The following is a 26,174-nucleotide window of genomic DNA, read 5'->3' as shown; positions in this document are numbered from 1 at the left end:
GGCCTACTCCGGCGGCTTGGGCAGGCCGGCCATGACCGTGCCGATGTGGTGGGCGGTGCGTTCGATCTCCTGCCGGCTCGCCCGCACGTTGCACTGCACCTCGGTCTGCCAGACCTGGTTGTCGTTCAAGCACTTCACCGCCGCGCCGAGCAGTCCGTTCTGGTCGATGCCGAACGTGACCTCGAACCGGTAGTACCCGCGTTCGCGGGCTTCCGGCAGGTGGATCGGCAGCTTGCCGATGAGGTCGTTCTCGAACGCCACGGGGTGCTCGCCCTGGAAGATCAGCACGTCGAGCGTGGTGGACGGGCCGCCGTTGATGAAGTTGTCCCTGGTGTTGCTGCCGGGGATGCGGCTGTCCTTGGGCAGGATCGGGATGAAGTCGGCGTCGTTGGCGAGGATGCCCAGCGTGTGGCTGGTGACGTCCTGCAGGACCAACGGCTCGTCGGCGGGGTCGCGGCCCGGTTCGTGCGGCGACATCGCAACGGCCTTGCCCTCGTACCCGTCGGACTCCGGGTAGTCGCGGGCGACCATGCCGGCCCCGCGCGCCACGACCTCGTCCGGGCTGATGTCCGCCCGGACGTCCTTCAGCTCCAGGCCCAGGTGCTCGGCGAGGCGTTCGCGCACGCACGCGATCCGGGTCGAGCCGCCGACCAGCAGCACCTGCTCGATCTCGTCGACCTCGACGCCGTTGCTCTCCCGCGCCGACTCCAGCGCCTGGTCGAGGCAGTCGAACGAGCGCTGCAGCAGGTCGTCGATCAGGGACTCGAAGGTGGCCCTGGACAACGGGACGTTCACGCTCAGCGTCGGGGTCAGGTACGGCAGGTTGAGGGTGGCGACCTTGGCGACGGACAGCTCGCGCTTGCGCATCTCGGCCTCGCGCTTGACCCGTTGCCGCACCATCGGGTCGTCGCGCAGGTCGACGCCGTGCTGCTCGTGGATCAGCCGCAGCACGTGCTCGGTGATCCGGTCGTCGAAGTCGCCACCGCCCAGCCGCGGGTCGCCGCCGGTGCCGACCACGCTGACGTTGCCGGGGCTGACCTGGATGATCGACACGTCGAACGTGCCGCCGCCGAGGTCGTAGACGGCGCAGGTGTGCGTGCGGTCGTCCTCGATCTTGTCCGCGCCGAAGCAGACCGCGGCGGCCGTCGGTTCGTTGAGCAGCCGGTGCACGTTGAGCCGGGCCATCCTGGCCGCGTCCTCGGTGGCGCCGCGCTGCGGTTCCTTGAAGTAGGCGGGGACGGTGATCACCGCGTCGTGGATCGGCTCGCCGACGTAGGCCTCGGCCTGGCGCTTGAGCTCCATCAGGATGAACGCGGAGATCTCCTGCGGCAGGTAGTCCTGGTCGCGGAACCGGATCCGGCGCGGCACACCGGGGTCGTCGGGACCGCTGGGCGGCCGTTCGTAGACGCCCATCTCGCGCTTGACCTCGATGACCGTGTTCGCCGGGTCGTTAACGAGGTTGTTCTGGGCCGGCGCGCCGACGACCACCTGCCGCTCGGGGTCGAGGCCGACGACCGACGGCACGGTCCTGGCCCCGATCGCGCTCTCGATGACGTGCGTGTCCTTGCCGTCCCAGATGGACACGGCGGAGTAGGTCGTGCCGAGGTCGATGCCGATCACCTTGTGGAATGGCACTGGTTGTCTCCTTGGGCCAGCAGCTCGTCGAGCAGGCGGTTGGGCGAGTGGTCGGCGGAGAAGTCGGTCCTGTCCAGGTCGGACAGCGGTGGCAGCCCCGTTCCGCGTGCGGCGAAGTGGTCGCGCAGCATGCGGTGCAGGACGGCGGTGCGGTCGGCCGGCTCGGTGAACATGGGCGCCGCGGCCGTGCGGACGGTGAAGAACCGCAGGTGTGCGTTGTCCTGGTCGTACTGCGCTCTCCTGGCCGGTCGCGCCAGTTGCTCGCCCGCCGCGTTGACCACGCGCTGCCGTTCGTCGAGCTCGGTGCGGCGGGTCGGTTCGCGGCGCTGGCGTTCGCGCAGCTCGCGGATCAGGCCGTCGCGGGCCTGCCGGATCTGCGCCGCGGTCGCGTTCGGGGTGACGCCGAGCAGCGAGTAGTAGGAGTCGGCCCCGAGGTCGATCATGAACATGGCCCTGTCACCACACCCCTCTGCGCTGCAGCTCGCCCTCGAGCTCGCCGAGGTGGTCCAGCCACTTCTCCAGCTCGGCCACCTCACGCCGCAGCCCCGCCTGCTCCGCGACGGTGAGCGCCTCCGCGAGGTCGTCCAGCGCTCGCCGGATCTTCGCGAGCGAGCGGTGGGCCATGCCGGCGTAGCGGGCCTCGTTGTACTCGTCGACGGCGTCGCGGGCGCCGTCCAGAGCGGCGTTGAACAGTTCCAGCACCCGCCGGCGGGCCGTGTCGACCTCGGCCGCCTCACCGGTCGAGGTGAGCGCCTGCTCGAACTCCTGGCGCTGCTCGTCGGTCAGCGCGATCGCGACGCCCTCGGCCAGCAGTCGCTCCGCTTCGGTCATCCGCTCGGCGCCGCCGAGCGCGGTGAGCGTCCTGGCGAGGTGGACGCGCAGCGAACCGGCGTGTGGAAACCGGTCGAGCGCCACCCTGGCCGCGTCGACGAACGCCTCGAGACCGGCGCGGTCACCGAACTCGCTCAGGTGGGCGGGAACCGCTTCCCGTCCGATGGCGCCGAGCAGGCCGACCAGACCGGCCCGGCGCGGCAGGTCCTCGTCGACGACGGGCTCCTTGAGTGCCTCCAGCGCCTCCGCGTAGGCCTCGTCGAGCCGGCCCGCCTGCTGCAGGGCCCGGCAGCGGAACGCGCGTGGCGCCAGGCGGTGCGGCAGGAGCTCGATGCACGCGTCCAGGTCCTCCAGCCGGTTCTCCCCGGCCGCCAGCCGGATGAGGTCCGCCTCGAAGAGCTGGTCGAGGTCGACGCCGGGGTCGACCAGGCCGCGTTCGACGCACAGCGGCTGGAAGTCCGGCCACGGCAGCGCGAACAGGTGGCGGGCGAGGAGCAGACCCTGGCGCAACGGGTTCGGTGTGTCGGTCAGGGCGTGCAGCAGGCGGCGCAGGAGCAGCGCGTGGTGGAACGTCTCGTCGGTGAGCGCGTCGGCTCGTGCCTTCTCCAGTTCGAGGTAGTCGTCGTGGCGTTGTGCGCGGGCTTCGGCGAACGACGCGTTCGCGAGGTCGCAGAACACGCCGATGCCGGTCCACCTGCGGGGCCGCAGCTCGGCGTCGACGTGCCGGACCAGCGCGTCGCGCGCGGCGGTGGTGCGGACGCCGAGGCGGTAGGTGGGGGAGCGGAAGCCGAGCCGGGCGTTGAGGTAGTGGCAGTCCCACTCGCGCAGCCACACCTCCAGCGCCTCGGGATCGCGCAGCCAGGACCGCAGTTGCTCCTCGTCGGGCAGGTCGCGGCCCAGCACGTGCCGCTGCCTGCTGTTCTGGCTGATGGCGCGGTGCAGGGTGACGCGGTCCTCGAGCATGAGCTGCACGTTCCCCGCCGCCGCGGCGTGCAGGTACAGCAGCTCGGCGAGCCGGGCCCAGGCGGGGCCGTACTCCTCGGCGGACCTGGTGCGGGCGGCCAGCAGGGCGAGGTTCACGGCGACCGGCACGCGGTGCGGGTCGAGCGGGATCGTCTCCCGCCACAGCAGTTTCGCCTCGTCCAGGCGGTCCTCCGCCCAGGCCCGCCGCGCGCACGCGTCGAGGACCGCGATCTCCAGTTCCGTGAAGCAGTCCTGGTCGCGGAGGTCGGCGGGGTAGCGGTCCAGCAGCCGGAGCGCGTCGAGGGCGGGCAAGTGCCGGTACTTCGCGAAGTGGGTGCAGCAGACGAGCTCGATCGGGAGGGTGCCGGCGCGCAGGTGCTCGGCCGCGGTGCCGACGAACGCCGCCGGGTCGCGTTCCTCGGCCAGCTCCAGGACCGCGTCGAGGACGGGGTCGTCCGCGAGGTCGCGGACCTTGGCGGGGTGTTCGCCGGTGGCGAGCAGGAGGATCGCGGCGACGGCGCGTTCGGTGCCGGTGGCGTGTTCCAGGCAGGCGGTGACCTGGGCGCGGGCCGGTTTCGGCTTGGCCAGCTCGTCGAGCAGGAGCAGCAACCACGTGTCGGCGGTGGGCTTGACCCGCTTCTTGGCCGGGCCCAGGCCGTGCTCGGCGAGTGCGACCAACCGCCGGACGCGGTCGCTGTCCGGCACCAGCTCGGCCGCCCGGCGGTACTCGCGCAGTGCGCAGGAGTACCTGCCCTGCAGGTGCAGCAGCCGGCCGAGGTGCAGGAACACCTTGGGCTGGAACGGATCGGCCTCGGCGGCCGCGCGCAGCAGCTCGACCGCCTCCGCCGGGTCGGTCCGCAGCGCCAGCCGGAACCGCGCCTCCGCGAGCGCGACCCGCACCTCGGGGGTGTCGCCGCGCCGGCTCAGCTCGGCGATCGCCGCTCGCAGGGCGCTCACCCGCCGACCTCGTACAGCTCGACGACGCCCGGTCTGGTGACGGCGAGCCGGTGACCGTCCTGGGCGAGCACGGCGCAGAGGGCGTCCGGCCACAGGTGCTGCCGGGCGCCGTCGTGCCAGTAGCCGCAGCCGTCCGGGGTGGACGCGGTGAAACCGCCGGGAGCAGCGGAGAGCAAGGCGTACCCGGCGGGCATCGTGGCGTGCAGCAGGTGCCGGTTCGCGTCGTCGACCAGCCAGACCTGCTCGTCGGTCAGCAGCAAGCAGGTGCCCGGCACGGGGGAGGGCAGCAGCCTCCTCGCGCCGGGCTTGGTCTCGCGTGCGGTGAAGGTGTCGTCGAGCCGCATGCTGGTCAGCTCGTTGTCGTGGGTCAGCACGACCAGCCGGCTGCCGGCGAAGGCGATGTCGCCCACGAAGTCCAGCTCGGGGTGGTCGGCGGTCCTGCGCGTGTCGGCGTACCGCGCGAGGCCGCCCGCCAGGCCCGAGACCGCGAACCGGTCGCCGGTGGCGGCGATCCGGTGCACGCCCCGGTCGACCGCGAGCAGGTCGACCGGCGGCCGCTGCCGGTCAGCCGGGTCAGCTCGCGCTTCCAGGAGCCGGCGACGAGGTCGTCACCGACGAACGCGAGGTCGCCGACGGTGCCGTCGAGCTGGTGCGCGGCCACCGCGTCGTGACCGGAGAAGTACCGCACGGCGCCGTCCCACCCGCCGACGCCGACGCGGCCGCCGGCCCACGACCGACCGGCGCACGGGCACCGGACGGTCGTCCCGCCAGCCGAGGTCGTCGCCGTCGAGCACGGCGAGCGTGTCGGAGCCCAGTTCCCAGACCAGCACCCGGTCGTCCGCGAGCGGCCAGGCCTGGCGTGCCTGGACCTCCACCGAGTGCACGAGCATGAGGCCGTCGGCGGTCACCGGTCTCGGGACGGGGATCCGGGAGCGGCGGCGCACGGCGGTCAGCCTGCTCCCGGCCGGCAGGTCGGCGACGTGCCGTTCCAGCACCGCGCAGGCCTCCGCGGCGGTGGCGCAGTGCCGGAGCGGGGACGCGGCGACGTCGTCGGCGGTCGGGTACTCGCCGGTCAGCAGGAAGTGCAGGACGGCGCTGAGCGCGAACAGGTCGGTCCGCGGGGTCGGCGGCTGCCCCGACCGGTGTTCCGGGCTGCCGAACAGGAACGAGTCCACCCGGCTCGCCGCCGTGCCGGTCACGTCGTCGACCGGCACGTCCGCCATCTCCCGCGCGATGCACAGCACCCGGACCGCACCGTGCCGGCCGACGACGACGTTGGCGGGGGTGACGTCGCCGTGCACGATCGGCGGCTGGGCCTCGTGGAACGCCCTGAGCGCCCGCGCGATGCCCAGGCACACCTCGTGCGCGGCCCTGGCGGGCAGCGGCCCGTCCCTGCGGACGAGGTCCTGGGCGCTGTCGCCGTCGATCGTGGGCATGATGACGTAGAGGCAGCGGCGTTTGCCGTCGACCGAGACCGGTCCTGCCGCGACCGGCGACACCACCGCGGCGTTCGCGATCCGGGAGAAGCGCGCGATCTCGGCGAAGAACGCCTCGTCCCGGTCCTCCGGCAGGCCCACCAGGTGCACCGACACCGGTTCGCCGCGCAGCAGGTCGTGCCCGGCGTAGCGCGGCCCGAGGCCCGTCCTGCCCAGCTGCGGGCCGCGGACCGTGAACGTCGTGCCGGAGATCGCCTTCGTCCCGTCCCCGTTGTCCGGCAGGCTGTCGAAGACCTCGGTCCACGGGTCCGGCGTCTCACCGGGCAGGGCCCACTGCGCCAGCATCATCAACGCGGACAGAGCGGGCGCGACCGAGCGGATGGTGATCACCGCGTCGTCCTCCGTGCCGCGCGCGTAGGCCTGGACGGTGGCGAGCGGCGCGCGCAGATGCGGCGGCACCTCCCCGGAGTGCACGAGCTTCTCGAGCGTCGGCCCGCCCGTGCCGTCCTGGTGCCGCAGCAGCGCGGAGACGGCCTGGTGGGTCTTGAACAACGCCACGGCCGGCTCGTCGAGGTGCTGGAACGGCGCGACGCACGCGTCCTGCAGCGGTTCGGGGCTCGCGGAGGGCACCGGGCGCGTGATCGACCCGACGATCTTGCGGTACTCGAGGTCGTAGGTCGCGTCGTCGGTGAGGTCGCAGAGCGCGAGGAACCTGATCTCCGCCGGCACGGGCCCGGTGAGCCGTTCGAACAGCACCGGGATCGTCCGCCCGGACCGCCCCGCCGGGTCGAGGTACCGGCTGACCTGCAGCTCGAAGCCCGTCCACGCCCGCTGGAGGTAGGCGTCGGTGAGGCATGCGACCAGGTGCGCCGAGTTCTCGATGCCGTCCGCGAGCTGCTGCATCGCGGGCCGCCCGCCCGCCATCCGCTGCTCGTCGAACCAGACCCGGAACCCGTCGGCCCGCAACCGTTCGACGAAGGGCCGGACCACCGCCCGGTCCACCGAGGCGTAGCTCACGAACACGTCGAACTGGTCCATCACCCTCCGGCCGCCGTCCCCGACCCGGAAAGCAAACTCCGCACGAGCGGTCATCGCGCCGTTTGGCCAGGAACTGTCCACCTTCTGGCCAGTCGCCCGAGTTCCGGCAACCGTCAAGATCTTTCGACGGTACCGCCGCACGTTCCCGCCTCGGTGCAATTCCGGTGTGCCCGGTCACCCCTGCTCGGCCGGGCTCGCACCGGAGGAAACCCATGCGAACCCTTGTCCCTGCTGTGCTCATATCCCTGCTCGCGGCCGGTCTGCCCGTGACAGCCGCCGCCGCTCCCGCCGCCGACATCACCGAGACCGTCTACGTCGAGTCCTCAATGGACAGTGATGGCGACGGTGTGCGCGACCGCATCGCTGCCGACGTCAAACGCCCCGGCGGAGCCGGCCGGGTGCCCGTGGTCATGGAGGCCAGCCCCTACTACGGCCTCGGCGCCACCTCGGCCCTGGACGTGCCGCGCGGCTTCGGCCGGTGGTACGACGAGTACTTCGTGCCGCGCGGCTACGCCGTCGTCGAGGTGGAGATGCAAGGCACCTCCCGCTCGACCGGCTGCCCGACCACCGGCGGTCCCGAGGACACCACCAGCGTCCGCGCCGTCGTCGACTGGCTCAACGGCCGCACCACCGCCCGCTACGCCGACGGCACCCCGGCCGTGGCGTCCTGGAGCACCGGCAACGTCGGCATGCTCGGCGTCTCCTACAACGGCACCCTGCCCAACGCCGCGGCCGCCGCGAACATCCCGGGCGTCAAGACCATCGTGCCCATCGCCGCCATCTCCAGCTGGTACGAGTACTCCCGCGACCAGGGCATCGGCTACCGCGGCCACACCACCGACTACCCGACCTCCCTCGCCAACTACGTGATCAGCGCCGCGCAGAAGCCGAAGTGCCGCGCCGTGCTCGACAGCCTCGCCCGCAACGACGGCGACCAGTCCTACGACTACACCTCGTTCTGGCGCACCCGCGACTACCGCCCCTCCGCCGGCGCGGTGAGCGCCTCGGTGTTCGTCGTGCACGGCCAAGCGGACTGGAACGTCAAGCCCTCCCAGTTCGGTCGCTGGTGGGACGCACTCGCCGCCCAGGGCGTCCCCCGCAAGCTCTGGCTGCACCGCGGCGGCCACCTCGACCCGATCTCCTTCCGCCAGGCCGAGTGGCAACGCGTCATGGGCCTCTGGATGGACCACTGGCTCAAGGGCGTCGACAACGGCATCATGAGCGAGCCCATGGCCGACATCCAGCGCCCCAACGGCACCTGGGAACAACACGCCTCCTGGCCCCAGCCCGGCACCGCCGCCACGACCCTCCACCTCGGCCCGGCCGCAGGAGGCTTCACCGGCTCGTTGACCGCTTCTCCTTCCGGCACCGGCCAAACCCAGCGCCTGACGGACAACACCACCCTCAGCGAGTCGGCCATGATGGCCAACCCGGAGACCGCCGACCCCCGCCGCCTCGCCTACGTCACCGCACCCCTGACCCGCGAGGCACGCCTCTCCGGCGAGGTCCAGGTGACGGCCCGCATCGCCGCCAACCGCACCTCCACCCCGCTGACCGCACTGCTGGTCGACTACGGCCCCACGAGCCAAGCCGTGCTCTCCGAACGCACCCCGCTGCAGCTCTCGACGGAGAAGTGCTCCCGCGACGACCTCCGCAACCGCACCGGCTGCGCCCAGCCGCCGGCGGTCTCGGTGCAGGCGGTCACCGCGACCATGCTGACCAAGGGGTCGATCGACACGAAGAACCGCGGATCGCTGGAGTCGTCGGCGGCGCTGCCCCTCAACACCGCCGTCGACGTGACGTGGAAGCTGCACGCGCGTGACGCGGTGATCCCTGCCGGGCACCGGATCGGGATCGTGCTGGTGACGAACCACAGCGGCTACATCGGGGTCGACACGGGTTCCGCCGGGATCTCGGTGAACGTGTCGCTGGGCGTGAGCAAGGTGGTGCTGCCGATCGTGGGCGGCTCGATCGGCACCTGACCCGCACGTCCTTTGCACCGTTGCCCGGCCCGCTGCTCGTGCAGCGGGCCGGGCAACGCTTTTCAAGGGGTCAGCAGCGCCTCCAAGGCCAAGGCGGTGTCCGGGTGCTTGGTCAGCAGGGTGACGCCGGACGGCGCTGCCGCTTGCCAGGAACCCGTGCAGCCCAGCAGCTCCGCGAGGGCGTCGCAGGTCGCCGGGTGGGCCGCCAGCAGTGGTACGCCCGAGGGCGAGGAAGTTGCCCTCGGGCGGGTCGGGGTGGGGATGGGCTCGGCGAGCCAGGGCGGAGTCCAGGTGTCGAGGGCGGGGAGGCGGGCCGGGAAGATGCGGGCCGCCTCGCGGATGAGGAGGGGGACGTACTGCGCGCCGCGGGTGCGCAGGGTGGTGATGAGGGTGGGCAGCCAGGGGAGGAGCAGGCGGTCGGGGAGGTGGGCGAAGGCGGTGGAGATGGTCTCCACCACGAAGTCCACCAGGGACGGGGCCGGCTCGAGGGCGTGGACGAAGCCGCTGAGGTAGCGGGGGTAGCTGGGAAGGGTGAGGGGGTTGGTGAGGAGGTCCTGGCACCGGGTGCGGAGGTCGGCGCGGGTCAGGCGGCCGAGTTGCACCTGGGCGGCCCACAGGAGGGCCACCTTGGCCGGGTCCTCGGGGTGGGACTGGGCGACGGCGAGCTCCAGCTGGGTGCGGTCGCAGCCCAGGGACAGGGCCAGGGACTCCATGCTGAACAGGAAGCCGAGGGTGGCGGCGACCTGGTCGACGGTGGCGTCCTCCTCGGTGAAGGCGGTCGGCAGCAGCGTGCAGTAGTGGGCGTAGCCGGTGCGGACGAAGGACTCGATCCACGGCGGCAGGGCCGGGTCGGTGGTGCGGTAGTAGGCCAGCAGGCGGCGGGCCCGGCGCAGGACCTCGGGGGCGCCGTCGACGGTGCGCTCGGTGGCGAGGATGTCGAGGGCGCGGGTGCCGAGCTCGGCGGCCAGGCGCGGACTGTGCAGGTACCGGATTGCGTCCTCGACGGCTTCGAGGGCGCGGGCGGTGGTGGCCTGCGGGTCGTGGGCGGCGCGGCGAAGGCGTTGTTCGACCACCTGCTCGACGCTGACGCCCTCGTAGCCCAGCTCGATCAAGGCGCGCTGGTGGGTGCCCAGGGCCAGGTCCCACGACTCCTGGATCGGGCGTTCGCCGAGGCTGCGCTCGCCCATGATCGGGCGGGCGGCGCCGTGGGGCATCAGGTAGCGCAACATCCACAGCAGGTCGGAGCACGCTTCCAGCTCCGGCTGCCCGGCGATGTCGAGCAACGCCCGTTGCACGCCGCGCTGGCCCAGCTTGAGGTCCAGCGGGGCGAGGCGGTCGTGCACGTCGCGGGCCAGCGGTGGCAGGGCGTCGTAGCCGACCTGGCCGATCCGGTCGCCGCCCATCATGATCTCGACGATGCGGCGGACGTCCCGGCGGCCGGGCACGACGTCCTTCTCGATGCACGTGACCGCCGCGTCCTGGAAGTCGTACGGCGTCGGACGGGCCCGGTCGCGCAGGCCTGCCAGCAGGATCGACGTCTCGAACACGGAGATCGCGTCGGCGGTGGAGGAGAGGTAACCGTTGCGCCGCGCCGCGCGGACCACCTCCACCGACCAGCTCAGCAGCTCGGCCTCGTCCAGCCGGTCGAGCACCGGCGGGCGTTGCAGGAAGCCGGAGAGCTGGTCCGCGGCCGCGAGCCCGGCCACGGGTTCCGGCAGCGGCTTCTTCGCCTTCCTCGCGCCGGTCTGTCCCTCCAGCGCGAACGGCTTCACCTTGGTGCGCCGCAGGTTCTTCGCCCACTCGGTGGCCGCGATCGACACCGAACCGGGCGCGAGGCCGAACTGCGCCTCGATCGCCGCGTGGCTGGACGGGATCAGGCCGTACTGCCACCTGCTGGCGCTGCGCGGGCTGATCTCGAAGTCACCGGAGCCCTCGACGCCGAACTCCGCGACGTGGCTCGCCGCGTGGAAGGCACCGCAGACGTACAGGCACTCGGCCGGGTCCGCGCCGCTGGCCGCCAGGTGCTCGCGCATCCTGGTCCACATGTAGCGCTCGCGGTCCTCGTCCACGGTGACCCGGTGCGGGTCTCCGGGCGCGAGCCGGCGGAACAGGCTGCCGATCAGGAACATCACCTGGCGGTAGGTGTCGTGGTCGCTGTCGCCGAGCGGCTGCTCGACGTACTGGTGCCACCACTCCGACCAGTGCCGCACCTTGCCGTGGTGCAGCAGGTGCTCCTCCAGCTCGGCGAAGCGCGGCCGCAGGTCACCGATCTCCACACCGACCGCGTCGCCGTGCAGCGCCTCCTCGTCGGCAGGGCCCGCCTCGGGTGCCTGCCACTGGAACACGTGGTCGGACGAGCGGTCGACCAGCACCAGCTCGACACCGGGCGTGTCCAGCGCGTAGGAGATCGCCTGGTACTCCGCCGACGCCTCGGTGATCGGCGCGACCACCGACAGCGGCGCCCACTCGGCCGGGAAGCCGTCGACCTCGCTCGCGAACGCCTGCACCGCAACGGGAAGCCGGCAGTTGCGCAGCTCGGTCAGCAGCGGCGCCATGTCCTCGCACAGCTCCAGGTACACGACCTTCGGCTGCTTCTCCCGCAGCCGCCGCGCCATCGCCACGGCCGAGGCGGGGGAGTGGTGACAGACCGGGAAGATCTCCAGTGGTTCCCGCACGGCGCGGTCGACGTCGTCGACCATGCCGCGCAGGATGCCCTCCAGCGCGCCGGGTCCGTCGGCGAACTCGGTCGCCGCCTCGTGCAGCTGGTCGCGAAGAGCGGAGAAGACGCCGTTCGGGGCGGCCCGAACCGTTGCGCCGTCCCCGGTGGGGCCGGTCACGAGAGGGTGGCGATCGTGTCGCGGCCGCCCGTCAGGAACTCCGGCCAGTGCCCGCCCTCGTCCTTGCTGCGCGGCTCGACGACGCCGTGCAGGTACTTGTTGAGGATCGCCAGGTCTTCCGGCGCGCGGCGGGACAGCGAGCCGACGAGTGAGGAACCCAGGGTGTGGGCGGTGAGGGCGCGTTCGCCGAAGAAGTTGCTGTGCAGGATCGCGTCCTCCAGCACGCCGATCTGCTCGGCGGTCGACAGGGCGGACTCCAGCTTCTCGTCCTCGCTGCCCGCCGAGGCCGAGGCGGCGCGCAGGTCGGCGAAGCTGCGCAGCAGCACGTCGAGCAGGGTCGGCGGCACGTCCAGCTCGATCTGGTGCCGGCGCAGCAGCTCCTCGGTGCGGAAGCGGACGATCTCGGTCTCGCTCTTCTTGTTCGTCACCACCGGGATGCGCACGAAGTTGAACCGCCGCTTGAGCGCCGACGACAGGTCGTTCACGCCCCGGTCGCGACTGTTCGCGGTGGCGATGACCGAGAAGCCGGGCTTGGCGAACACGATGTTGTCACCGCCGCCGCTGTCCAGCTCCGGCACCGAGATGTACTTCTCCGACAGGATCGAGATCAAGGCGTCCTGCACGTCACTGGTCGAGCGGGTCAGCTCTTCGAACCGGCCGATCGTGCCGGTCTCCATGGCGGTCATGATCGGCGACGGGATCATCGACTGCCGCGACTGGCCCTTCGCGATCACCATCGACACGTTCCACGAGTACTTGATGTGGTCCTCGGTCGTGCCGGCCGTGCCCTGCACGACCTGGGTGGAGTTGCGGGAGATCGCGGCGGCCAGCAGCTCGGCGAGCCAGCTCTTGCCGGTGCCGGGGTCGCCGATCAGCAGCAGGCCGCGGTCGGACGCCAGCGTCACGATCGCGCGCTCGACGATGCTGCGGTCGCCGAACCACTTCTGCGGCACCTCGCGGTCGAGTCCGTCGGAGCGCTCGGCACCCAGCACGAACAGCCGGATCATCTTCGGCGACAACCGCCACGCGAACGGCTTGGCGCCCGTGTCGATCGACTCGAGCCAGTCGAGCTCCTCGGCGTACTTGATCTCGGCGGGGGCGCGCAACAGGTCGGACATGGTGATGTGGTGCCCTTTCAGAAGGTCAGGAAGGTCTTGAGCTCGTGGACGAGCTTGCGGATGTGGCCGGAGATCACCGGGGTGCCGAGGTCCTTGAACCGCTCGCGGAACCACGGGTTCACGCTGCCGCGGCCGGCACTCGTGACCGAGCCGACCGGGATGAACTTCGCACCGGAGCGGTGGATGGCCGCCATGTTCTCGAAGAGCTGCTCGATGCGGGTCTCGTAGAAGTCGGAGATCCACACGACCACGGTGTTCGCGGGCTCGGCGATCTTGGCCTGCGCCATCAGCATGGCGACCATGCCGTCGTTGCCACCGCCCAGGTTCGTGCGCAGCAGCGTCTCGAACGGGTCGCCCACCCACGGCGTGAGGTCCAGCGCCTGCGTGTCGTACGCGATCAGGTGCACGTCCACCTTGGGCAGCCCGGCGAAGATCGACGCCAGGATCGCGCAGTTGACCATCGAGTCGACCATGGAACCGGACTGGTCGACCACCGCGATCAGCCGCTGCGGCGTGGTCTTGCGGGCCGTCTGGCGGTAGTAGAGGCGGTCGACGTAGAGCCGCTCCTCCTCCGGGCTCCAGTTCGTCAGGTTCTTCCAGATGGTCCGGTCGAGGTCGAGGTTGCGGAACACCCGCTTGGGCGGCACCGACCGGTCGAGCGAGCCCACCGCGGCCTTCTCGACCTCGGTCCGCAGCACCTCGGCCACCTCGTCGACGTACCGGCGGATCAGCGACTTGGCGTTCGCGAGCGCCACACCCGACAGGTTGTCCTTGTCCCGCAACAGCTGCTCGATCAGCGACATGCTCGGCGTGAGCTGGGCGGCCAGCGCCGGGTCCGCCAGCACCTCGCGCAGGTGCATGCGCTTCACCAGGTCGGCTTCCAGCGCACCGAGCTCGGGGCCGATGTCGGGGACCAGCGTGCCCAGGTCCGGCGTCTGGACGCCGCCGCTCGTCCCGTGGCCGCTGCGGCCACCGCGCAGCTGACCGGGCCGGCAGCCCAGCGCGCGTTCCAGCCAGCCCGCGTCCGACTGCCAGCGCGCGAGCTGTCCCGCCGTCACCGTGCCCGCGCCGGTGCCGAAGACGTTGAGCAGCACCTTCGACACCAGTGCCGCGCGCCGCACCTCGGCCGCCTCGTCCCGCTCCTCGCCGGCGTCGCGGACCATCAGCCCGTCGAACTCCACCTCCAGGTCCGGGTGCCGCTGCACGACGTTGTCCACCCCGGTGTACGGGTCGAGCAACGCGGGCGGTAAGCCGATGTCCTGCACCACCGCGAGGCTCGCGGACTCCAGGGAGGACTGCTCCTCGTGGTCGAAGAGCCGCGACAGCAACCGCCAGTACAGGACCTGCCTGCGGTTCGCGTCGTTCGCCTGCTCGGTCGCGTCGGTCATTTGCGCAGCAGCCTTCCCGCGCGCTCGCGCAGCACGGCCACGGCGTCCGTGGCGGCCTTCTCCGCCTTGACCCCCGCCTTGTCGGTGCCGGGGCCACCGGCCCACGCGCCCGCGTGCAGCGCGACGGACTTCTTGCGCACCAACGAGAGCACCGCGAGCGGCTGGACCCGGAACGCGCCGTCGTCCCACCGCAGCAGGCCGATGCACTCGGCCGACGACGCCACGGCCTCCGGCGTCAGCGGACCGGCCGCCGGGATCCGGTCGGCGTCGACCGCGATCAGCTGCCCGGAGAGGGTGAACGCCGGCGGTTCCGGCTCCACGCCGTACCCCTCCAGGAACACCGGCACGGCGATGCGGGCCGGGTGCCGGTCCAGCGCAGCCGTCGGCAACGCGCTCGCGGTCGGCAGCACCACGCGGGCGGTCGTGAACGGGTCGGCCGCCTCACCGGTCCGCGCGCACTCCTCGACCCACACCAGGTCGCCCTCGCCGGTCATCGGCATGTCGGTGAGCTCCACCGCCCTGCCCTCGCTCACCGCCGTCAGCAGCGACAGGTGCGGGCGCAGCAGCTGCCAGATCCCGGCTCCCACCACGGTGTCCGGCTTCGGCGCCGACACACTGGCGCGCACCAGCAGCGGCGGGCCACCGTCCGCCGGCTCCAGCACCGCGTGCACCTGCGCCTGCGCGGCCGTCGGGTGCTCCTGCAGGTCGACACCCAGCGGCAGCAACCGTCCGCTCACCGTCGTCGTGCCCGTCCGCAGGGCGCCCGGCAACGTCAGCAGCACCGCCCGCGACCACAGATCTCCCCAGCGCCGCGCGGGAATGCGGTCCAGCGTCGACCCGGGACACGACGCCGCCAGCTCGGCCGCGAACCCGTCCAGCAGCGCGGCCAACCGGCGCAGCTCCGGCACCGGCAGCAACGCCGAGACCACCGGTGCGGCACCCGCCACCAGGTCGTGGTCGATGCCCTGCCACCCGGCGCGTGCCAGGTCCGCGAGCCAGGAACGGGCTGCCAGCAACAGGTTCACCGGCTGCTCGGCGCTCGTGGCGGGCACCAGCTCCTCCACGCGCGTCCGCCCGGTCGCCTGGTCGACCCGGTGCAGCACCGCGTCGTGCACCGACCCCAGGAGCGCAACCCGGGCTGCCGCAAGGGAAACGAAGTGGTCCTCGCCCGCCGCGCCGGCCGCGACCTTCTCGGCCGCCTCCGCCACCCGTTCCGCCAACGGCGAGCCCGCGACGGCATCGGCCAGCGCGGTCACCCCGGCCACCTGGGCGGCCTGCGGGCGCAGCAGACCGGCCACCAGCGCCTGGTCGGCACCGGCCACCGCCTCCAGCGCCTCGTCGAGGCCCTCGACCGCGTCCGCCAGCAGGTCGGCCCGCATCACACCACCGCCCTGGTCGGCGGGAACCACTGCATCTCGGGCAACGGCGCCGTCGTCGGCGCGAGCTCCAGATAGGCCAGATGACGCAGGAACCGGCTGAACACCTGGGCCGCCGCGGCACTGTCCCCCTGGGACGGTCCGGCCGCACGCATGGTCTCCGCGATCTGGTTCGCGTCCGCACCCTCCACGCGCAGGTAACGCGACACTCGCTCCGCCCCGTACTGCAGCACGGCCTCGCCGATCAGGCCGAGGATGTGGTTGCAGAACCCGCCCCTCGCCCCGCCGCACGGCCTGTTGTTGTTGGTGCTGCAGGAAAACGCGTACGAGCCCGCCGACACCGACGACACGTACACCCGCTCGACGTCCGAGCCGCTGGAGACCACGCCCTGCAGCCGCCCGTCCGCCAGTTCGACGAACGGGACCTTGGCCAGCTTGCGCGGCCGCGCGGGCCACAACACCCGCGCCGTGCTCGAACTCTCCCAACCCGACAACGCACCATCTCCTCGCCCCTGGGCCCGATCCGAGCGGTTCAGACCGACGGGAGAGACGTTAGCGACGACCCCTGACAATTTCTGACGATCACCGAAACCCCGCAGGTGGTCAGCTCGCGGTGGCGCCGGGGACCGGTCCGGACGGGCAGGACCGCGCGACCGGGAGTCGCCCGGCCGCGCTCCCGGTCCGCGGTTCTAACGACACCAGGACTGGACGGTCTCCGCGAAGTCCGGGAACTCCGCCCGCGCCGCCGCCAGCACCTCGGCCGGCGTCCTCTCGGCCACACCCGCGTACTGCTCGGCCACCGCGCGCAGCTCCGGGTGCGGCACCCCGCTGTCCGAGCCGAACTCGACGGCCTCCTGCGGCCCGACCCCACCGGCCAGCAGCCACAGGAACGAGCCCAGGTCCGCCGCCACCACGCCGACCTCGCCCTCGGAACCGAAGAACGCCACCGGCTGCTCGGCCAGCGGCCGCCCCGGCCGCACGACCCAGCTGGTCACCAGCCCGCCGGTACCGTCCTGCGCGAACACCCGGAACGCGTCACCGTCGAGCTCCTCGTTCCCGGTCCAGGCCCGGATCCAGCCGGTGGTGTCCTCGGCGGAGTCGAACTCCTCGTAGGGCTCGTAGTCGATGTTGCTCGGCGCCGGGTCGTCGGAGGCGTCGTCGTGGGCCCAGGGGAACTCGATGCCGGAGAGGGCGGCGAGTGCGGGCGGGAAAGTCCTGTCGGTGATCTCCACGCGGGCACGGTACACAGCAGCGGTGAGAGCTGTGGGCCACTTCGCGAACCGGGAGCCTGTCCGGTGTGGACGTTCGGCAGTTGTGCCACTTCCCGGCATCGTGCTCACCACGCCGTTCACCGATGTGGTGCTCGACCGTGTCCGAAGCCTTCACGAACCAGTCGATCGGCCTCAGCTCGCGCCGGCCAGGACGCTCCGGACGATGTCGCACAGCAGCTGGTCGTCCGGGATCCCGTGCCGGATCGGGCGTTCGTCCGCGTCGAGCAGCTCCCGCAGGACCGGTACCACCGGCGCGGCCAGCGGACCCAGCTCCACCAGCCTGCCGAGATGCCGGATCAGGTACCGGCCGACCGGCCCTTCCGACGCGAGGGCCCGTGCGGTCGCCGTGGCCCACCTGCTGCCGTCCAGCGGGTCGCCGCTCATCCGCCACAGGACGTGGGCGACGCGCGCCTTCTCCCACCTGGACGCAGGCCGGCCGCGCAGCTCGCCGGCCAGGCCGGCCGCCGCGTGGCCGAGCTCGGCCAGGACTTCGAGGTGCCGCAGCAGGGTCGGATCGTCGGCGTGCAGGCGGCGGAGCAGGTCCTCGGCCTCACCGGTCAGCCGCCAGCGCCGGACGGCCGCCTGGATCGAGGTGTCCCCCTCCGGAACGACCACCAGCGCGCGTGCTTCCGCCGTGCCGAACGCGATGAGCGCGTCCACGGCCCAGTCCTCGGACTGGGTGCCGATGAACGCGGCGACGTCCGGCAGCGCTTCCGCTGCTCCGGGACCCCACTCGGCCAGCACGGCGAGGTAGCCGCGCCGCTTCTCCGGACAATCCGTCTCGCGCAGGCGGCGGCGCACGACCGGCAGCAGCGTGGCGGCGAACGGCCGCAGCGGCTTGAGGAGCTTCAAGATCTCGCCGAACGTCAGCTCCTCGGTGAGCAGGGCGCCGGCCAGCTCAGGGGCTTCCGGTGCGCCGGAAGCCACCAGGGCGAGCACCGCGGCCTTGCGCACTGAGGGAACTCCGTCAGCGGCGGCGGTGACCAGGTCCTCGCGCCACGGCCCGGCAGCACGGCCGGTGGAGGCGAGAACGTCGGCGGCCCGGGCACGCTGGACCGGGTCCACATCGGAGAGAAGTTCCGCGACGAGGGGCAACAGCGTCGCGACGGGCGAACGCCAGCGCCTCAGCACGTCCCACGCGGTGTTCAGCGCCTGCTCGTGGTGGGCGCGCAGCAGGGTCACCGCCAGCCGGGTGCGTCCGTCGCGGTCGTCGCCGAGCACGTCGCCCGTCCACCGGACGAGCCTGCCGATCGGCTGCCGGGAGGGCCACACCTGCTGCCACAGCACGGGATCCGCGGTCGGGAGGTAGGACGCGGCCTCGTCGACGTGCCACGGGTCGCGCCCGCCGAGCCCGCACGTGCGGTGTGCCATCGCCGCGGCGAACCGGTGCGCCGGCTCCGCGTGGTGCCGCAGCCCGGAAAGCCAGTCGACGATCTCGCGCGGCCACTCGGCGGCCATGTCCCGCAACAGCTCTGCCGCCGCCAGCACCTGACCTGGGCGAGCGGCCTCGTCGGTCTCCCGCTGCCAGCTCTCCAGCAACGCCGGGAGCACCACGCCGGCGTGCTCGCGTGCCTGCGCGAGCGGGAACACGACCTTCCTGCGCACGACCGGGTCCTGGTCGGTGAGCAGGCCGAGCAACGCCGGGACGGCGGCGGACCAGGCGGCGGGCCAGGCCGGGGTGACGAAGCGGGGTCGTGCCGTGCGCGCGGCCTCCGCCAGGCGGCCGACGAGGTCGAGCACGTCGGCCCGGTGCCCGACGGCCGGGTCGGCGGCCCACCGCAGCAGCGTCGGCAGGACCGGTGGTGCGGCGGACAGGACGCAACCGCCCTGGTGGGAGATCTTGTTGTCCAGCTCGCCGAAAGCTCGGTCGTCGGTGGCCGCGGCGAGCAGCAGTTCTGGGACGTCTTCCGCGGTGCCGTAGTGGTGTTGCAGCTGGTCCCACGCGATGGCGGGCGCGAGCTCCTGGGACATCCAGGCGACTTCTTTTCGGATGAGAACCGATGATGTGCTGGGAACCCTACTGCATCGACGTCACCTGAGGCGCGTGGGAAACGCGATCAGGAGGTGCTGACGGCCGGCTTCTGGCGCAGTCGCCCGGCGGTGCCGAGGAAGCCGACCGCGCACACCCCGAGCGCGCCGACCCAGGCCGCGAACACCGCGGGCAGGCTCGGTTCCCAGCCGATCTGGCCGAGGCGCAGCACCCAGCTGGTGCCGAACAGCACCAGCGCGCCGGCGATCACCAGGTCGCCGGTCGTGAAGGCGGCGGACTCGGCGAAGATCCGGTCGAGCCACTGCGCGGCCGCTACGGCGATGCCGAGCAGCAGGCCGGCGGCGATCAGGTGCCAGGCGAACGCGGCCGCGGTCGAGCTGCCGGTGACGAGGTGCAGCACGTCGAGGACGGCGGCGACGACGAGCAGGACGAGCGGCAGAGCGGCCATGCGGCGCAGCGACCTGGACGAGGGCATGTCACGTTCCTTTCCCCTGGGGGCACCGTGGTACCCGGGAAAGGAGGATCTCAACCGAGCGCGGGGGACGCCAGTGCGGCCGAGCGCGGCAGCAGCACCTGGCCGCCGGACCAGCCGGCCGGCCACCGCGCAGGCCGGCGTCGCCCTCGGTGAGCTGGCCGTGCGGCCGAGCACGTCGGCCGTGCCGGCCCCGTCGTGCCAGCGCACCGGGACGCGGTCGTGGCTCTGCAACAGGCCGGCGAGGCCGCGGGTCAGCTTGGCGCGGCCGATGTGCACCCAGCGGCTCGGGAACACCTCCAGCACCTCGGCCAGCGACCTGCCGATCTCCGGCACGACCGTCACGCCGTTGGCGAGCGCGTACTCCACGAGCTCGCGCAGCTCGTGCTGGTCGCCGTCCGGCCGCAGGTGCAGGACGTTGAGCTTGTAGGCGGCCATCCTGTCGATGGTCGCGCGCATCTCGGCGGGCGGCAGCAGCTCGCTGGAGACACCGCGCCACGCGAACGCGGGGGAGTCCTGCACGTCGGCGGCGCGCACGGTGCCGTCCTGGGTCATCAGCTGGCGGAACGACTGCACGCCGTGCCGCAGCCCCGCCTGCGTCCGCGCCCGCAGCATCACCGCGTTCGGGCTCACCAGCAGCGCGTAGCCCTCGGGACCGAGGCCGCGCAGGGCCGGGTCGAGCGTCACCATCAGCCTGCCGTCGGGCGACTCGGCGAGCGTGTGCCCGGTCTGGCGGAAGATGTGCTCGCGCAGCATCGCCGCGGCGGTGCGGGCTTGACCGGTCACCCTGATCGTGACGTCTTCTTCGAGCACGAACGCTCCCGTGCGACGGGGCGCGCTCGAGGGCGTGGGGACGATCACCGTGTTCCTCTCCGGCGGACTGCCTGCACCCGGTCAACGCAGCGCGGTTCAGGTGAGTTCCACGTGACCCGGCAGCCGCACGGTGAACGTGGTGCCTTGACCCGGCGCGCTGGTCACGTCGATGGAACCGTCGTGCGCCTCCACCAGTTTGCGCACGATCGCCAGCCCGAGTCCACTTCCGCCCGTACTGCGGGAACGGGACCTGTCGGCCCGGAAGAAGCGGTCGAACACGTGCGGGAGGTCCTGGGCGGCGATTCCGGAACCCGTGTCGGTGACGGAGATCACCACCTCCGCGCCCTGCTCGGCCGCGGTGATCGACACCGAACCGCCGGCCGGCACGTACCTCAGCGCGTTCGCCACGAGGTTGTCGAGGACTTGCCGCAGCCGCACCGCGTCCGCCTCGACGGTCACCTGACCGGACGACACCGACAGCGTGACACCTGCCTGCGCCGCCCGCGGCTCGTGCGCCGCGCGGACCTGGTCCAGGACTACGGCGAGCGGCAGCGGTTCGACCGACAGCCGCAACGCGCCCGCGTCGGCCACCGCGAGGTCCTGCAGGTCGTCCACGACGTGCTGCAGCACCAGGGCCTCCTTGAGCAGCAACGTGACCAGCGCCGGGTCGAGGTCGCTCACCCCGTCCTGCGCCGCCTCCAGCCACCCGCGGATGTTGCTCAACGGGGTGCGCAGCTCGTGCGCGACGTCGCCGACCATCGCCTTGCGGGCCTGCTCCAGCTGCGCCCTGTTCGCTGCCATCGTGTTGAACGCCCTGGTCAGGCCCGCGATCTCGTCCTGGCCGCGCACGGGCACCGGTGGGATGTCGCCGCCGCCGGACATGTGCTGGGCCGCGGCGGTCAGCGCCCGCAACGGCCGGGTGATCCGCGCGCCCGCGTAGGCGGCGACCAGCGCGACGAGCAGGACGGCCGCGGCGGCACCGGCGACCTCCCGTTGCGGACAACGAGATCGCGGCGGTCGGCGGTCCGTGGTTCGTCAGGTAGAGCAGCGCCGGTGCCGCGTACGGGCGAGCTGCTCGCGGCGACCGGCGTGACGCAGGCGGCGGCCGCGGGCTCGTCGGGCACGAGCTGCTTGCGCGCGGGCGTGTGGTCGGGGTCGAGCTCGACCGGTGGCAGCGACTTGCGCGCCAGACATGCGTTGACCAGGTCTTCGAGTTCGAGCAGCGCGGAGAAGTCGGCGGCGGTGTCGAACTCCAGGTCGGTCTCCCGGCAGTCCTTCGGCCCCGGCTGCTGCTTGCGGGCACGCAGGCACTGCAACGTCCCGGTCCGGTCTTCGCGTTCGCGGAAGTCGATCGGCGTGCGGAACGGGCCCAGCACCCGTTCGTCGATCCGGTCGGCGGGCGCGCCGGGCACCAGGACGGGGTCGACGGCGAGCGGGTCGACCACCGCGGCGGCCGTCGCGGGCAGCTGCCCGCCGTCGCCACCGCGGTCGGCGATCGTGCGGCCGTCCTTGGTGAGCAACGCGATCCGGCGGTGCGGCTGGGCGAGGACGAGCTGGTCCAGCACGGAGTCCACTTCGGACCAGTCGCGGTGCGCGGCGGCGTAGCTCAGCAGCGCGGCGTAGATCCGGTTGTCGGCGGCCAGCTCCCGGCCCTGCTCACGGGCGATCGACGCCTGCGTGAGCTGGGTCGCGAGCCACGCCGTCGCGGCGACCGAGCACACCGCGATCAGGACGACGACGAGCAGCAGCCGGGTGAAGACGCTACGGCGCACCGGAACCGGCCGTGAGCTTGTAGCCGATGCCGTAGACCGTGACCAGGTGCTCCGGCGTGCGGGAGCTCCGCTCGATCTTGCGGCGCAAGTTCTTCACGTGCGTGTCGATCGTGCGGGTGGTCAGGTAGCTGTCGATGCCGTGCATGCGTTCCAGCAGCTGCTCGCGGCTGAACACCCGGTCCACCTGCGAGGCGAGCACCTCCAGCAGCCCGAACTCGCCGGGCGTGCACTCGACCTGCGCGCCGCGCACCGTGACCTCGTGCCGCACCGGGTCGACCACGATCGGCCCGACCCGCAGCAACGGCGCCGGGCGCACGTCCGGTCGCCTGCGCAGCAACGTCCGCACCCGCGCCACGAGCTCGCGCGGGCTGAACGGCTTCGTCATGTAGTCGTCCGCGCCGAGCCCCAGGCCGTGCAGCAGGTCGTCCTCCGTGGACCGCGCGGTGAGCATCAGCACCAGCACGTCCGAGTCCGCGCGCAACGCCCGGCACACGTCGAGCCCGCTGAGGCCCGGCAGCATCAGGTCGAGCACGACCAGCGCGGGTTCCTTGGCGCGCGCCACGTCGAGTGCGTCGCGGCCGTCGTGCACGACCACGACCCGGTGGTGGTCCTGCTCCAGGTAGCGGCGGACGAGCTCGGCCTGGTTCTCGTCGTCCTCCGCGACCAGGATCAGTGCGCTCACGGCGCCGATGATAGGGACGCCCTCGGCGCGGTCACCGGTTCGACACAGGATCCTCACAAGTGCCGAACAAGATCCACGTCATGCGCAACACCGTCATCGCGGTCACGCTCGTCGTCGTGGTCGCCGTCGCCGGGGTGCTGCTCGTGCGGTCACGTCCCGACGAACCCGCGGCAGCGCCGCCACCTGCGGTCAAGACCACGACCGTGACCAGAGGAGACCTCACGAACACCAGGGTGCTGCAGGCCGATCTCGGGTTCGGCGCGGCCAGACCGGTCAAGGGCGGCACCGGCACCGTCACCAAGCTGCCCGCCGTCGGCCAGGTCACCGAGCTGGGCAAGGAGCTCTACCGGGTGGACGACCAGCCGGTGGTCGTGTTCTTCGGCGCGACGCCGCTGTTCCGCGCCCTGGACGCGCCGGGGCTGAAGGGCTCCGACGTCGCGGTGGTCGTGGACAACCTGGCGGCGCTCGGCTACCAGGTCGGCGTGCGGGCGAAGGACCCGGCGAAGGCCGAGCTCACGCCGCGGGTCGTGGACGCGGTGAAGAAGTGGCAGAAGGCGCTCGGCGTGGAGCAGACCGGCGTGCTCGCGCCCGGCCGCGTCCTCGTGCTGGGCGGACCCGTGCGGGTGGGCGCGGTGAAGGCCCAGCTCGGTGCCCCCGCGGCGGAGGAGCTGTTCGAGGTCACGCCCACCACGCGGCTGGTGTCGCTCAAGGTCCCGGTCGCGGAGGCGGGCGCGCTGAAGGCGGGTGCGCCGGTGGTGGTCGTGCGTCCGGACCAGCGCGAGGTGCCGGGCAAGGTCACGTCGGTGGCCCACGCCGCCGCCTACGAGGCCGGTGCCAGCCCGAAGGTCGACGTCGTCGTCACCCCGGACAACCCGGCCGACGTCGCCGACCTGGACACGGCGCCGGTGCGGTTGAAGATCACGACCGAGAGCCGCACGGGCGTGCTGACCGTGCCGCTGGCCGCGCTGGTGGCGTTGAAGGAGGGCGGGTACGCGGTGCAGCTGCCCGACGGCGCGCTGAAGGCGGTGCGGACCGGGCTGTACTCGCAGGACGAGGTCGAGGTGTCGGGTGACGGCGTCGTCGACGGCCTGGAAGTGGTGGTGGCGCAGTGACGCCGGTGCTCGCGCTGCGGTCGGTGTCCAAGCGGTACCCCGGCGGGGTGACGGCGCTGAACGACGTGTCGCTGCAGGTCCAGGCGGGTGAGCTGGTCGCGGTCGTGGGTCCGTCGGGGTCGGGCAAGTCGACGCTGCTGCACCTCGTCGGCACGCTGGACCTGCCCTCGTCGGGAACGGTGGAGATCGACGGCCAGGACGTGTCGAGGTTGTCGGACCGGCGGTTGTCGGCGCTGCGGGGGAGCCGGCTGGGGTTCGTGTTCCAGCAGTTCCACCTGTCCGAGGGGCTGACGGCGGCGGAGAACGTGGCGACCGGGCTGCCGTACGCGGGCGTGCGGCGCAAGGACCGGCTGGAGCTGGCGGTGGGCGCGCTGGAACGGGTCGGGCTCGGACACCGCGTGTCGCACCGGCCGGGACAGCTGTCCGGCGGTGAACGGCAACGGGTCGCGATCGCGCGTGCCGTGGTGAACGAGCCGTCGCTGGTGCTGGCCGACGAACCGACCGGGGCGCTGGACACGGCGAACGGGCGGGCCGTGATGGAGCTGCTCGGCGAGCTGAACCGGCAGGGCACCACGATCGCGGTCATCACGCACGACCGGGAGATCGCGGCGTCGCTGCCGCGGCGGGTGGAGCTGAGGGACGGGCGGGTCGTGGCGGACTCGGGGCAGCCGGGCCAGTGGGCGGCCCTGCGTGGCGGGCGGCCGGTGGCGGACTCGGGACGGCCGGGGGAGAAGACCGTCGTCGTGCGCCGGCCGGGAACCGGCATCACCGGGGGTGGCCGATGAGACGACTCGCGTTCACCGACCTCCTCGCCCTCGGCTCCATCGGCATGCGCACCCGCAAGCTGCGCGCGGCCCTGTCCGCGCTGGGCATCGCGCTCGGCATCGCCACCGTCGTCGTGGTCACCGGCGTCCCCGCCTCCAGCCAGCAGGCGTTGCTGGACGAGCTGACCGCGCTGGGCACCAACCTGTTGCGCGCCCAGCCCGTCCAGCGCACCGACGATCCCGTGCTGCTGCCCGAGTCGTCGGTCGCGATGGTCGGCAGGATCGCGCCGGTGACGGCCGCGGCGGCGGTGGCGAACACGCACGCACGGGTGCGGCGCAACGACCTGCTCGATCCCGGGCACAGCTCCGACCTCACCGTGCTGGCCACGACGCCAGGACTGCTGGAGGTGGTGAACGGGCACGTCCGCAGTGGACAGTTCCTGCCGCGGCCGGACTTCCCGTCGGTCGTGCTCGGCCACGTCGCGGCGGGCAGGCTCGGGATCCGCGACGCCGGGCAGCAGCCCGCGGTGTTCGTGGGGGACAGGTGGTTCACCGTCGTCGGGGTGCTGGGGCCGATGCCGCTGGCGCCGGACGTCGAACGGTCCGTGCTGGTCGGCTGGGAGGCCGCGCGGACGTCGCTCGGCTTCGACGGGCACCCGACCGTCGTGTACGTGAAGGCCCGCGAGGAGTCCATCGAGGACGTTCGCAAGGTCTTGCCCGCCACGCTGTACGGCGAGGTGCCGGGGCTGGTGCAGGTGAGCAGGCCGTCGGACGCGCTGGCGGCCAAGCGGGCCACGCAGAGCTCCTACAGCGCGCTGTTCCTCGGGCTCGCCGGGGTGGCGTTGCTGGTCGGCGGGGTGGGCGTGGCGAACACCATGGTGATCTCCGTGCTCGAACGCCGCGGCGAGATCGGGCTGCGGCGGGCCCTCGGTGCGACCCGCGGGCACATCCGCGCGCAGTTCCTCACCGAGGCCGTGCTGCTGTCGTCACTGGGCGGTCTGGCCGGCACCGCGCTCGGTGCGCTCGGGGTCGCGGGCTACGCGACCTGGCACGGCTGGCCGCTCGTCATCCCCGGGACGGTGCTGGCCTCCGGCGTGCTCGCGGCGTTCGTCGTGGGCGCCGTGGCCGGCCTGTACCCCTCCATCCGCGCCGCCCGGCTCACGCCGACGCAGGCGCTCTCCGCGTGAAGGGAACACCGTGAAGAAGGCACCAATCGTCCTGCTCCTGGCACTCCTGGGTTGCTCGTCACCGGACGCCGCACCGCAGGTCGCGTCCATCTCGACGCCCGGCAGCACCACCGCGACGTCCGCGGCAGCCGAGCAACGGCCCCGCGAGCGCCTCGACATGACGCCGGAGGACCACGAGGCGTTGAACGTGCCGTTCGCCCAGTGCATGGGCCGGCACGGCCTGGACCACAAAGGACGTCCGGCCGAGGGCAGCACCCGGCCGCAGCCCACGAAGGAGGAGGTCGACCAGGCGCTCGAGGAGTGCGAGTCGAAGATCCCGCTGCCGCCGTGGGAGAAGGACGCGAGCAACCCGGACGCCGTCGACTTCGCCAACCGGGTCGTGCAGTGCCTGCGGGAGAAGGGCGTGCGGTACGTCGAGGTCGTCAACGAGCCGGGTGCCACCGCGGTCAGCTACGCGTTCGGCGGTCCCAACAACGACGCGGCGTCGATCTCGCTCGGCCTGGAGCACGTGAAGACCTGTGAGATCGCCGCCTCGCAGAAGTAGTTCTGG

Annotated in this window: 21 protein-coding genes; 5 read left to right on the top strand and 16 right to left on the bottom strand. The window is 72.5% G+C overall.

Translation table 11 applies throughout. The features are described 5' to 3' along the window. Positions 1-3: 3 nt before the first annotated feature. From BBK82_RS38580 to BBK82_RS38560, 5 genes are all read right to left on the bottom strand, one after another. Positions 4-1,635 carry an Hsp70 family protein gene (locus BBK82_RS38580; protein ID WP_083268469.1) on the bottom strand — a complete coding sequence of 544 codons (1,632 nt, stop codon included), beginning with the start codon at positions 1,633-1,635 and terminating at the stop codon, positions 4-6. Then, positions 1,617-2,084, bottom strand: a complete 468-nt coding sequence (locus tag BBK82_RS38575) for a hypothetical protein (RefSeq protein WP_065919350.1) — start codon at positions 2,082-2,084, stop codon at positions 1,617-1,619. Before BBK82_RS38575 ends, BBK82_RS38580 begins: the two co-directional genes overlap by 19 nt. A gap of 7 nt (positions 2,085-2,091) precedes the next feature. Further along, a complete protein-coding gene (locus BBK82_RS38570) occupies positions 2,092-4,386 on the bottom strand; it encodes a tetratricopeptide repeat protein (RefSeq protein ID WP_065919349.1) in 2,295 nt (764 codons plus the stop codon). Further along, positions 4,383-4,907 carry a hypothetical protein gene (locus BBK82_RS38565; RefSeq protein ID WP_065919348.1) on the bottom strand — a complete coding sequence of 175 codons (525 nt, stop codon included), beginning with the start codon at positions 4,905-4,907 and terminating at the stop codon, positions 4,383-4,385. Before BBK82_RS38565 ends, BBK82_RS38570 begins: the two co-directional genes overlap by 4 nt. An 87-nt stretch (positions 4,908-4,994) precedes the next feature. Beyond that, positions 4,995-6,860, bottom strand: a complete 1,866-nt coding sequence (locus BBK82_RS38560; protein WP_065919347.1) for a TIR domain-containing protein — start codon at positions 6,858-6,860, stop codon at positions 4,995-4,997. A gap of 212 nt (positions 6,861-7,072) precedes the next feature. Between BBK82_RS38560 and BBK82_RS38555 the strand changes: the two genes are divergently transcribed. Further along, complete coding sequence (locus BBK82_RS38555) at positions 7,073-8,842, top strand: CocE/NonD family hydrolase (protein WP_083268466.1); 1,770 nt, start codon at positions 7,073-7,075, stop codon at positions 8,840-8,842. A gap of 62 nt (positions 8,843-8,904) precedes the next feature. On the opposite strand, the gene BBK82_RS38550 is transcribed toward BBK82_RS38555, so the two are convergent. The 11 genes from BBK82_RS38550 to BBK82_RS38500 form a co-directional block, all read right to left on the bottom strand. Next, positions 8,905-11,679 (bottom strand): DUF5682 family protein, encoded by a 2,775-nt coding sequence (locus BBK82_RS38550; protein ID WP_065919345.1) that lies wholly within the window; start codon positions 11,677-11,679, stop codon positions 8,905-8,907. Further along, positions 11,676-12,797, bottom strand: a complete 1,122-nt coding sequence (locus tag BBK82_RS38545; protein WP_065919344.1) for an ATP-binding protein — start codon at positions 12,795-12,797, stop codon at positions 11,676-11,678. Before BBK82_RS38545 ends, BBK82_RS38550 begins: the two co-directional genes overlap by 4 nt. 17 nt (positions 12,798-12,814) lie before the next feature. After that, the gene (locus tag BBK82_RS38540; protein WP_065919343.1) at positions 12,815-14,185 is read right to left on the bottom strand and encodes a VWA domain-containing protein; all 1,371 of its coding nucleotides are present in this window, start codon (positions 14,183-14,185) and stop codon (positions 12,815-12,817) included. Then, positions 14,182-15,564 carry a hypothetical protein gene (locus BBK82_RS38535; protein ID WP_065921696.1) on the bottom strand — a complete coding sequence of 461 codons (1,383 nt, stop codon included), beginning with the start codon at positions 15,562-15,564 and terminating at the stop codon, positions 14,182-14,184. Before BBK82_RS38535 ends, BBK82_RS38540 begins: the two co-directional genes overlap by 4 nt. Continuing rightward, entirely contained in the window at positions 15,564-16,055 is a 492-nt protein-coding gene (locus BBK82_RS38530) for a hypothetical protein (RefSeq protein ID WP_065919342.1), read from the bottom strand. The genes BBK82_RS38535 and BBK82_RS38530 overlap by 1 nt, the downstream gene beginning before the upstream one ends. Before the next feature lie 195 nt (positions 16,056-16,250). Further along, a complete protein-coding gene (locus tag BBK82_RS38525; RefSeq protein ID WP_065919341.1) occupies positions 16,251-16,793 on the bottom strand; it encodes a hypothetical protein in 543 nt (180 codons plus the stop codon). A gap of 171 nt (positions 16,794-16,964) precedes the next feature. Beyond that, the gene (locus BBK82_RS38520; RefSeq protein ID WP_065919340.1) at positions 16,965-18,803 is read right to left on the bottom strand and encodes a HEAT repeat domain-containing protein; all 1,839 of its coding nucleotides are present in this window, start codon (positions 18,801-18,803) and stop codon (positions 16,965-16,967) included. Positions 18,804-18,889: 86 nt separating this feature from the next. Next, positions 18,890-20,107: a glycoside hydrolase family 20 zincin-like fold domain-containing protein gene (locus BBK82_RS38515; RefSeq protein WP_237047806.1), complete on the bottom strand. Its 1,218-nt coding sequence runs from the start codon at positions 20,105-20,107 to the stop codon at positions 18,890-18,892. Between the two features lie 96 nt (positions 20,108-20,203). After that, positions 20,204-21,019 (bottom strand): HAMP domain-containing sensor histidine kinase, encoded by an 816-nt coding sequence (locus BBK82_RS55125; RefSeq protein WP_065919338.1) that lies wholly within the window; start codon positions 21,017-21,019, stop codon positions 20,204-20,206. Then, positions 21,007-21,879 (bottom strand): hypothetical protein, encoded by an 873-nt coding sequence (locus tag BBK82_RS55120; protein ID WP_065919337.1) that lies wholly within the window; start codon positions 21,877-21,879, stop codon positions 21,007-21,009. The genes BBK82_RS55125 and BBK82_RS55120 overlap by 13 nt, the downstream gene beginning before the upstream one ends. Continuing rightward, on the bottom strand, positions 21,869-22,561 hold the full coding sequence (locus BBK82_RS38500) for a response regulator transcription factor (RefSeq protein ID WP_065921695.1): 693 nt from the start codon (positions 22,559-22,561) through the stop codon (positions 21,869-21,871). Before BBK82_RS38500 ends, BBK82_RS55120 begins: the two co-directional genes overlap by 11 nt. A gap of 59 nt (positions 22,562-22,620) precedes the next feature. On the opposite strand from BBK82_RS38500, the gene BBK82_RS38495 reads away from it, so the two are divergent. Genes BBK82_RS38495 through BBK82_RS38480 form a run of 4 tightly spaced genes read left to right on the top strand, consistent with a single transcriptional unit; the run spans position 22,621 to position 26,168 of the window. Next, positions 22,621-23,673 (top strand): peptidoglycan-binding protein, encoded by a 1,053-nt coding sequence (locus BBK82_RS38495; RefSeq protein WP_083268464.1) that lies wholly within the window; start codon positions 22,621-22,623, stop codon positions 23,671-23,673. Next, positions 23,670-24,458 carry an ABC transporter ATP-binding protein gene (locus tag BBK82_RS38490; protein ID WP_083268463.1) on the top strand — a complete coding sequence of 263 codons (789 nt, stop codon included), beginning with the start codon at positions 23,670-23,672 and terminating at the stop codon, positions 24,456-24,458. The genes BBK82_RS38495 and BBK82_RS38490 overlap by 4 nt, the downstream gene beginning before the upstream one ends. Beyond that, the gene (locus BBK82_RS38485; RefSeq protein WP_065919336.1) at positions 24,455-25,624 is read left to right on the top strand and encodes an ABC transporter permease; all 1,170 of its coding nucleotides are present in this window, start codon (positions 24,455-24,457) and stop codon (positions 25,622-25,624) included. The genes BBK82_RS38490 and BBK82_RS38485 overlap by 4 nt, the downstream gene beginning before the upstream one ends. A gap of 10 nt (positions 25,625-25,634) precedes the next feature. Then, the gene (locus BBK82_RS38480; RefSeq protein ID WP_065919335.1) at positions 25,635-26,168 is read left to right on the top strand and encodes a hypothetical protein; all 534 of its coding nucleotides are present in this window, start codon (positions 25,635-25,637) and stop codon (positions 26,166-26,168) included. Positions 26,169-26,174: the final 6 nt, after the last annotated feature.

Origin of the sequence: Lentzea guizhouensis, assembly GCF_001701025.1 — a bacterium.
Lineage (GTDB): Bacteria > Actinomycetota > Actinomycetes > Mycobacteriales > Pseudonocardiaceae > Lentzea > Lentzea guizhouensis.
Note: the sequence above shows the minus strand (reverse complement) of the source record. Positions and strands in the feature narration are given on the sequence as shown.

What these genes read in the sequence shown, in the direction of transcription:
- BBK82_RS38485 (WP_065919336.1), top strand. Translation starts at nt 24,455, where the DNA reads ATGAGACGACTCGCGTTCACCGACCTCCTCGCCCTCGGCTCCATCGGC.
- BBK82_RS38535 (WP_065921696.1), bottom strand. Translation starts at nt 15,564, where the DNA reads ATGCGGGCCGACCTGCTGGCGGACGCGGTCGAGGGCCTCGACGAGGCG.
- BBK82_RS38555 (WP_083268466.1), top strand. Translation starts at nt 7,073, where the DNA reads ATGCGAACCCTTGTCCCTGCTGTGCTCATATCCCTGCTCGCGGCCGGT.
- BBK82_RS38520 (WP_065919340.1), bottom strand. Translation starts at nt 18,803, where the DNA reads ATGTCCCAGGAGCTCGCGCCCGCCATCGCGTGGGACCAGCTGCAACAC.
- BBK82_RS38560 (WP_065919347.1), bottom strand. Translation starts at nt 6,860, where the DNA reads ATGGACCAGTTCGACGTGTTCGTGAGCTACGCCTCGGTGGACCGGGCG.
- BBK82_RS38575 (WP_065919350.1), bottom strand. Translation starts at nt 2,084, where the DNA reads ATGTTCATGATCGACCTCGGGGCCGACTCCTACTACTCGCTGCTCGGC.
- BBK82_RS38545 (WP_065919344.1), bottom strand. Translation starts at nt 12,797, where the DNA reads ATGTCCGACCTGTTGCGCGCCCCCGCCGAGATCAAGTACGCCGAGGAG.
- BBK82_RS38540 (WP_065919343.1), bottom strand. Translation starts at nt 14,185, where the DNA reads ATGACCGACGCGACCGAGCAGGCGAACGACGCGAACCGCAGGCAGGTC.